The organism is Puniceicoccus vermicola (assembly GCF_014230055.1).
Taxonomy (GTDB): Bacteria; Verrucomicrobiota; Verrucomicrobiia; order Opitutales; family Puniceicoccaceae; genus Puniceicoccus; species Puniceicoccus vermicola.
The window spans coordinates 76,783-83,215 of the sequence record NZ_JACHVA010000118.1; the positions used below are offsets into that span (position 1 = coordinate 76,783).

Consider the following 6,433-nt stretch of genomic DNA (forward strand, 5'->3'; position numbering starts at 1 on the left):
CAGGACCGCGCAGCTAAAGCTGAGCGGCTACTGTAGGGGAGCAGCTTCAGCTGCCCCCATTGCGATTTCTTCGGACGCATCGTTCTGGGAAGACCTTCCGCAACCACAGGACCGCGCAGCTAAAGCTGAGCGGCTACTCGTAGGGGAGCAGCTTCAGCTGCCCCCATTGCGTATTTCTCCGACGGATCGTTCTGGGCAGACCTTCCGCGACTACAGGACCGCACAGCTAAAGTTACTGGCATTCCGCCTTCAAACCACTCGCCCGAAAGATCATCCGCGCAAACGCATCTCCCACAAGGTCTCCTCGCCGATCCGGCGGGAGAAAGCCTCTCGGGGACGACGAGTGCCCAAAATCTCGAACGTTGGGGAGAAGAGTTCGCGGACTTGATCGGCCGAAATTCCCCACGGAGGCGGATTCTCTTCCTCCATCTCCGTGAAAAGGATGGCGAAGAAGAGCCCTCCCGGCTTCAACAGACGGGCGAACTGATCCGAAGCAGTCCGCCAATGGTCCGGGCCGATGGCACAGAGAAACGTGTGCTCAAAGACTCCATCAAAGGCATCTTCCTCCACTTCCGCAGTGAGAAGATTCCGAACGTCAAAACGAACACCTGCCTCTGCATAAAGTTCCCGAGCCTGCGCGACAGCCGTCGGCGCCAAATCCCAACCCTCGACCTCATGCCCGCCGCGGGACAACGCGGCCACATCGTGCCCGAACCCGCACCCGGGAACCAGAATTTTTCGGGGCTTCCCAAAAAACTCCAGCGCCTCTGCGACTGCAGGTACTGATTTTCCGTGGTCCCAGGGAGCATTTCCTTCTCGATATCTTCGCTCCCAATCGGTTCCCTCGTTGTATTCTGAATTTCCCTCTGTCAATTTCATAACCATGTCCGAACGGATCCAAATCAAAGCCAGCGACTCCGCTTCCGCAAACGCAGACCTCGTTCTTTTCAAGACGAAAGGGGATTTCATCCCTCGTCCCTTTCGCTCCGAAGAATTCGATGGGTCTGCTCAGACCTGTCTGCTCTTCCACGCAGCCGAGCGACGGGAGTTCTATGTCGGCCTCGGAGACGCCGACCAGGTCACCAGCAATAGCTATCGGCAAGCTTCCGGGCAGGCGATTCGCAAAGCGATCAACCTGGGATCCGACGAAATCCTTATCGATGTCAGTGAAATCGAGAACCGCGTGGTCGAGATCGCCCAAGGACTGACCGTCGGAGCCTACCATTTCGATGAGTTCCAGGCTGAAAAGAAGACCAAGAAAACCGTCAAGGTGGTTCTGATCGGCCCGAAAAAATCGCTCAAGTCGATCCGGAATCTCATCGCTCGGGGAATTTCCCTCGGCCAGGCGACCAACTATGTCCGGCATCTGGGCAATCTCCCTGGGAACATCATCACGCCCGAAACCTTGGCCAAAGAAGCTCGCAATCTCGGCCAAGAACATGAATTGAAATGCCAGATCTGGACCAAATCCGGATTGCAGCGGGACGGCTTTGGCGGACTCCTCGCCGTCGGCGGAGGCTCCAGCAACGACCCCCGACTCATTCGCCTCGATTATACAACCGAGAAAAAGAACGCCCCCACCCTGGCACTCGTCGGAAAAGCCATCACTTTCGATTCCGGAGGACTCTGCATCAAAGGCGCCGACCACATGGATGAGATGAAGTTCGACAAGATGGGAGGTTGTTCCGTCCTCGGCATCATGAAGGCCGTCGCCGAATTGAAGCCGGACTGTAACGTCATCGGCATTCTCGCTTCCGCCGAGAACATGACCGGTGGCAGCGCCTACCGCCCCGGCGATATCGTCCGCACCTTTGACGGTCAAACCGTCGAAGTCGCCAACACCGACGCCGAGGGGCGAATCGTCCTCGCAGACGCCCTGGGCTACGTCCGGGAACGCGTGAAACCCGACATGGTGATCGACATGGCCACCCTCACCGGAGCTTGTGTGGCCGCCCTCGGAGAGGAACGGGGAGGGCTCTTCTGCCGCGACGAAGACTTAACCCGAATCATGCAGAAATGCGGGGAACAGACCGGAGAACGCGTCTGGCCCCTCCCGTTTGAGGAAGAATTTGACTCGCAGATTGAGAGCGAGGTCGCGGATGTCCGCAACCTGGGCAAGACCCGCTGGGGCGGCGCCTCCACAGCCGCCACCTTCCTCGCCCGTTGGACCAAGGGACTCCCCCACATTCATCTCGATATCGCGGGCCCGGCAATGACCGCAATTCCCAAGCAATATCGTGGACCGGGAGCCACCGGATTCGGTGTGGGCCTCGTCTATGCATTCGTAGAAAGCTGGACTCAACTGAACCAAAAATCAAAATAAGCGGAAGAATGGCAGAAGATAAAGTAGTGGAACGCCGGCGAGAGATTGTCGATCGGATCATCGCCGGAGAAACACAAGTTTCCATCGCCAAGGAGATTGGGGTCACCCGTCAGGCTATCAATCAGATTTATCGATCCTTCCAGGAAGAAGGCGAAGCCTATTTCGAACGTCCCGGCCGTGGCCGCCAGCGGGAGGTCGACCTCCTCTCCCCCGACGAAAAGCAACAGATGGTCGACTGGGTCCTCGCCAATCCCCCAAGCGCCATTGGAGCGAAGGAAAAGAGATGGACCCTCCGCCTCGTCAAGCGGGCCATTGTCCACCAACTGGACAAACGCGTCCGGCTCCCGGTAGCCCACGGAGTCTTCCACGCCGCTTTCCCCGAACGAGTGACCGTCCTCCCCAGTGAGAAAGGCATGCGCAGACGCCCCCGCAAGCCCAAGACTGAATCCTCCTCCACGACCCCAACCCAATCCCCTTCACAAACGGCCCCCCGCCCGAGGGTGACATCGAGCCGCGAAACGGAAGACGGATTCCCCTCCATTGAGGAAATGGCTGAAATGAATCGCGCAACCCTCGAAGCCCGGAAGGGCAAGCCTACCGCCAAAGCGAAAAGAAAGAAATAAAACAGAGCACAATATGCCTTCCGGCACCTCTCACCGGTCGAATCACTGTTCGCAAAGGCTTCGTTCAAAGGGATATCGCGAAGCGAATTGAACCGGGTTGATGACGTTCTCCTCTAGATTCTGGTCGTAATTCATCAGAATCAGCCCTCCCCATCGCGCGTTTCAATGAACGCCTCATCGTTCGGTCGAATTCGAACCACAAAGATCATCGAGAGGGCTCCGATCATCGGCCGCCGTGCGCTGGAGCACATGGGTATAGATCATCGTCGTCGAGACGTCCGCATGGCCCAGCAGCTCCTGCAACTCCCGGATGTTCTTACCCCGCTGCAGCAGATGAGTGGCAAAGGAATGCCGCAGGACGTGCGGGGTGATCCGCTTGTCAATCCCCGCCTTCCCCGCCGCCCGCTTCACCTCACGCTGCACCGTCTTGTCCATTACATGGTGCCGCCGAACCACTCCGCTACGCGGATCCACCGCCAACTGCTTTGCTGGAAAAACATACTGCCAGATCCACTCACCAGCCGCCTTCGGGTACTTGCGCTGAAGTGAATCCGGAAGCCAGACATTTCCGTGCCCCAATGACCGATCCCCCTCGTGCAACTCTCTCACCCGGTCGAGATGATTCCGCAGCGGCTCATGCAACGACAGCGGCAGATAGGTAGTTCTATCCTTATCTCCCTTCCCTCCGCGCACAATCAATTGCCCCTGCCCGAAATCCAAATCCTTGACCCGCAAACGAACGACCTCGCTCACCCGTAACCCTCCCCCATACATTAGGCGACCAATCAGGGCCATCGACCCCTCCAACTCGCCGAGCAGGATCGTAACCTCCGGCACCGTTAAAACCACCGGGATCCGACGCCGCGTCGGGGCTCTGACCACGCCAGCAGTGTCCCCCGGATCGAGTCCCAGCACCTCGCGGTAGAAAAACAAAATTGCATTGAAAGCCTGATTCTGGGTGCCCGCGGCCACTTTTTCCACCGTCGCCAAATCCGTCAAAAAATCACCGAAATGCGCAGGCGTAATCTCCTTCGGTGCGACCTCACCCGCAAATTTGGCGAATCGCTTCAGCCAGCCCAAGTAGGACTGCTCCGTCCGCAAGGCCATCTGCTTCACCCGAATCCGCTTCCGCGTCGATTCCATCGCCTCCTGCCAGGATTCGAACGACTCAGCCTGCGCGCCCAACACCCGCTCGAACTGCTCAATCCCCAGGTGCCTCCGGCAATACCAACGCAACGTCTCCTCGGCCTGACGCAACTGCCAATCCTCAAACCGACCCGACGATCGCAAATCATCGACGTGCTGGAGATACTCCTTCGGCGCCCGATCCCGCATCTCCCCCTCCGTACGCCCCCGGATGAAATATTGCAAATACTTCACCCGATACGGAATCGTCTTCTCCGGCCACCGCCCGAACTTCCGCATAGCCAACTCAACCGCATCCAGATTTTCCGCCATGTCGCAATATCCGTTAATCCCTCATGTCGCATAACGTCAAGACCATTAAGGCAGGTCCCCTCCTCGACCCTTGACTTCATAGGCCCCCATGCCAATGCTCCGATTCAACGCCGTGTGGAATTTCACACCACGGCTACCAATGAACGTTGGAGAAAAAATAATGAAAGAAACCTCCACATCCATTACTCCTCACAAAATTAACAAACCCATCCAGATTTTGGGTGCATGGTTAGCGGGGTTAATACTTATTGATACATCCTTTTTGACTGCGGCCCAATTTCTTGATGAACCTAGTTGGCTGTCCAGTTTACTCGTGATAGCATCAATCTTGAATGTTCCATTGTTTCTATTTGGTCTATACCAACTTCAAACGAAATTTCGAAAGGAATTACAGGACGACGAATACTACTCTAAGCATCTGGAACGAGAAAGTGAAAAAGACTACGAACAAAGATTAAATATTTTAGAAAAAGAGAAGAAAAATGCATTATTAACGGTTGAAGGAGGCGAGAAATTTTCATCTAAGATTGATGGATTTTCGAGTGCAGTAAAAAAGGTTAAAAGAGAAAATGAATACACTGCATCGGACTGGTCGTTTTTAGGGATTGAGGAATATCGAAAAAACAATTTCAGATTAGCCCAATCTTACTTCGAAAAAGCCCTTGAATTGGATCCTGAAGAAATAATGAGTCTAAATAATTTAGGAACGCTCCTTAATTGTAATGGACGTTATCAAGAAGCGTTGGATATGCTCGATAAAGCTATCTCGATTGATCCGAAGTATCCTCTTCCTTATCACAATAAGGGTAATGTATTCATTAACACCGAAGAATACGACGAAGCCGAAAAGTTCTTTAGGTTGGCTCATAAACTTATGCCCAAACATCCTGCACCATTGAACAGTATTGGTTGCGCCCTTTTTAAGAAAAAGGAAGATGAAGAGGCTCTCATTTATTTCGACTTGGCTCTTCTTTTGGATCCTAAATATCCCGATCCATATATTGGGAGAGGATCTCTGAAATACCACAATAGTGATTATTGGGGAGCTGTTTCAGATGCAACAAAGGCTATAGTTCTAGGAAAAAAAGATAGTATGCCTTTTAAAAATAGAGCACTAGCATACAAAAAATTGGAGCTTTTCTCAAAAGCTGCCTCTGATTATGAAACACTTAGCCGAATTGAACCCGACAAAATTGATTGGATAAAACAATCAGCTGATAATTTTTATAGAGCAAATGACTACGAAAAGGCAAAGGCTGCTTACTCAAAAATCGGAATAAACCATGATGAATACGCTTCAGCTCAATTGAACTTGATTGAGATTAGTTTGCTTCATAACGAAGTAGAAGAAGCAAAACATAAGTTGGAATTACTATCGAATGTTGTCAAAGGAGAGGACAACATCGTAGTTCTGAAGATTTTTGAATATATCTGCAGCTCGATGTCTGACTCTCTTGGTGATAAAGAAAAGGAAGAATATTTAAACTTCTTTGAATCAAAATCAGAATTTGGGTGGTCTCTTAAAGAAATAAAGGAACTGTCGAACAAGGACTTTGTTACGTCATCGCAAAAGAAAGAGATAGAAGAGCTCGTAACTAAGATTCAAAATAAACCTAACTCCAACAAGGCAGTTGAAGTAACTGCGAGAAGCTCCGCTTCCCGCAGCACTTCACTTTGACGTTCAGGAGATAGAATTTTGAAAAAAGCGAGAGAGTCCAAATTGAAAACCCTGCTGGGATGGGGATTTATCGTTTTTATTCTGCTCTATTTTGTGCTCACGTGAATAAATGGAAGGCAACTGGAGATTTTGACCTGAATCCAATTTTTGGATGGAATGGCGTCGGTTACTGGGGGTTCTTTCTGCTTGTGCTCCTCGGAACTGCGTTAAGTTTTTGCTATTCGAAATGGAGAAAAAGAAGAAAACAAGATTCCCTGAACCAATCTGCATAGGCAACCCGTCGTTACCGCCCGTGAAATCGTCAACCAATAGAACGCTGGACCTCTCAGGCCGGGACGCCTAGCCTCGACG

General features: G+C 52.2%; 5 protein-coding genes. 3 read left to right on the forward strand and 2 right to left on the reverse strand.

Features of this window, described 5'->3' with window-relative positions; all coding sequences use genetic code 11:
- Positions 1-270 precede the first annotated feature (270 nt).
- Positions 271-879, reverse strand: coding sequence for a class I SAM-dependent methyltransferase (locus tag H5P30_RS15265; RefSeq protein WP_185693782.1), 609 nt, complete (start codon positions 877-879; stop codon positions 271-273).
- Between the two features lie 4 nt (positions 880-883).
- Between H5P30_RS15265 and H5P30_RS15270 the strand changes: the two genes are divergently transcribed.
- Both H5P30_RS15270 and H5P30_RS15275 read left to right on the forward strand, forming a co-directional pair.
- Positions 884-2,323 carry a leucyl aminopeptidase gene (locus H5P30_RS15270; protein ID WP_185693783.1) on the forward strand — a complete coding sequence of 480 codons (1,440 nt, stop codon included), beginning with the start codon at positions 884-886 and terminating at the stop codon, positions 2,321-2,323.
- A gap of 8 nt (positions 2,324-2,331) precedes the next feature.
- Positions 2,332-2,946, forward strand: coding sequence for a helix-turn-helix domain-containing protein (locus tag H5P30_RS15275; protein WP_185693784.1), 615 nt, complete (start codon positions 2,332-2,334; stop codon positions 2,944-2,946).
- Positions 2,947-3,120: 174 nt separating this feature from the next.
- On the opposite strand, the gene H5P30_RS15280 is transcribed toward H5P30_RS15275, so the two are convergent.
- Positions 3,121-4,404, reverse strand: a complete 1,284-nt coding sequence (locus H5P30_RS15280) for an integron integrase (protein WP_343075446.1) — start codon at positions 4,402-4,404, stop codon at positions 3,121-3,123.
- A 160-nt stretch (positions 4,405-4,564) separates the two neighbouring features.
- Here H5P30_RS15280 and H5P30_RS15285 point away from each other — a divergent pair, with 160 nt between their 5' ends.
- Positions 4,565-6,082, forward strand: a complete 1,518-nt coding sequence (locus H5P30_RS15285) for a tetratricopeptide repeat protein (protein ID WP_185693785.1) — start codon at positions 4,565-4,567, stop codon at positions 6,080-6,082.
- Positions 6,083-6,433 lie beyond the last annotated feature (351 nt).

What these genes read in the sequence shown, in the direction of transcription:
- H5P30_RS15265 (WP_185693782.1), bottom strand. Translation starts at nt 879, where the DNA reads ATGAAATTGACAGAGGGAAATTCAGAATACAACGAGGGAACCGATTGG.
- H5P30_RS15270 (WP_185693783.1), top strand. Translation starts at nt 884, where the DNA reads ATGTCCGAACGGATCCAAATCAAAGCCAGCGACTCCGCTTCCGCAAAC.
- H5P30_RS15275 (WP_185693784.1), top strand. Translation starts at nt 2,332, where the DNA reads ATGGCAGAAGATAAAGTAGTGGAACGCCGGCGAGAGATTGTCGATCGG.
- H5P30_RS15280 (WP_343075446.1), bottom strand. Translation starts at nt 4,404, where the DNA reads ATGGCGGAAAATCTGGATGCGGTTGAGTTGGCTATGCGGAAGTTCGGG.
- H5P30_RS15285 (WP_185693785.1), top strand. Translation starts at nt 4,565, where the DNA reads ATGAAAGAAACCTCCACATCCATTACTCCTCACAAAATTAACAAACCC.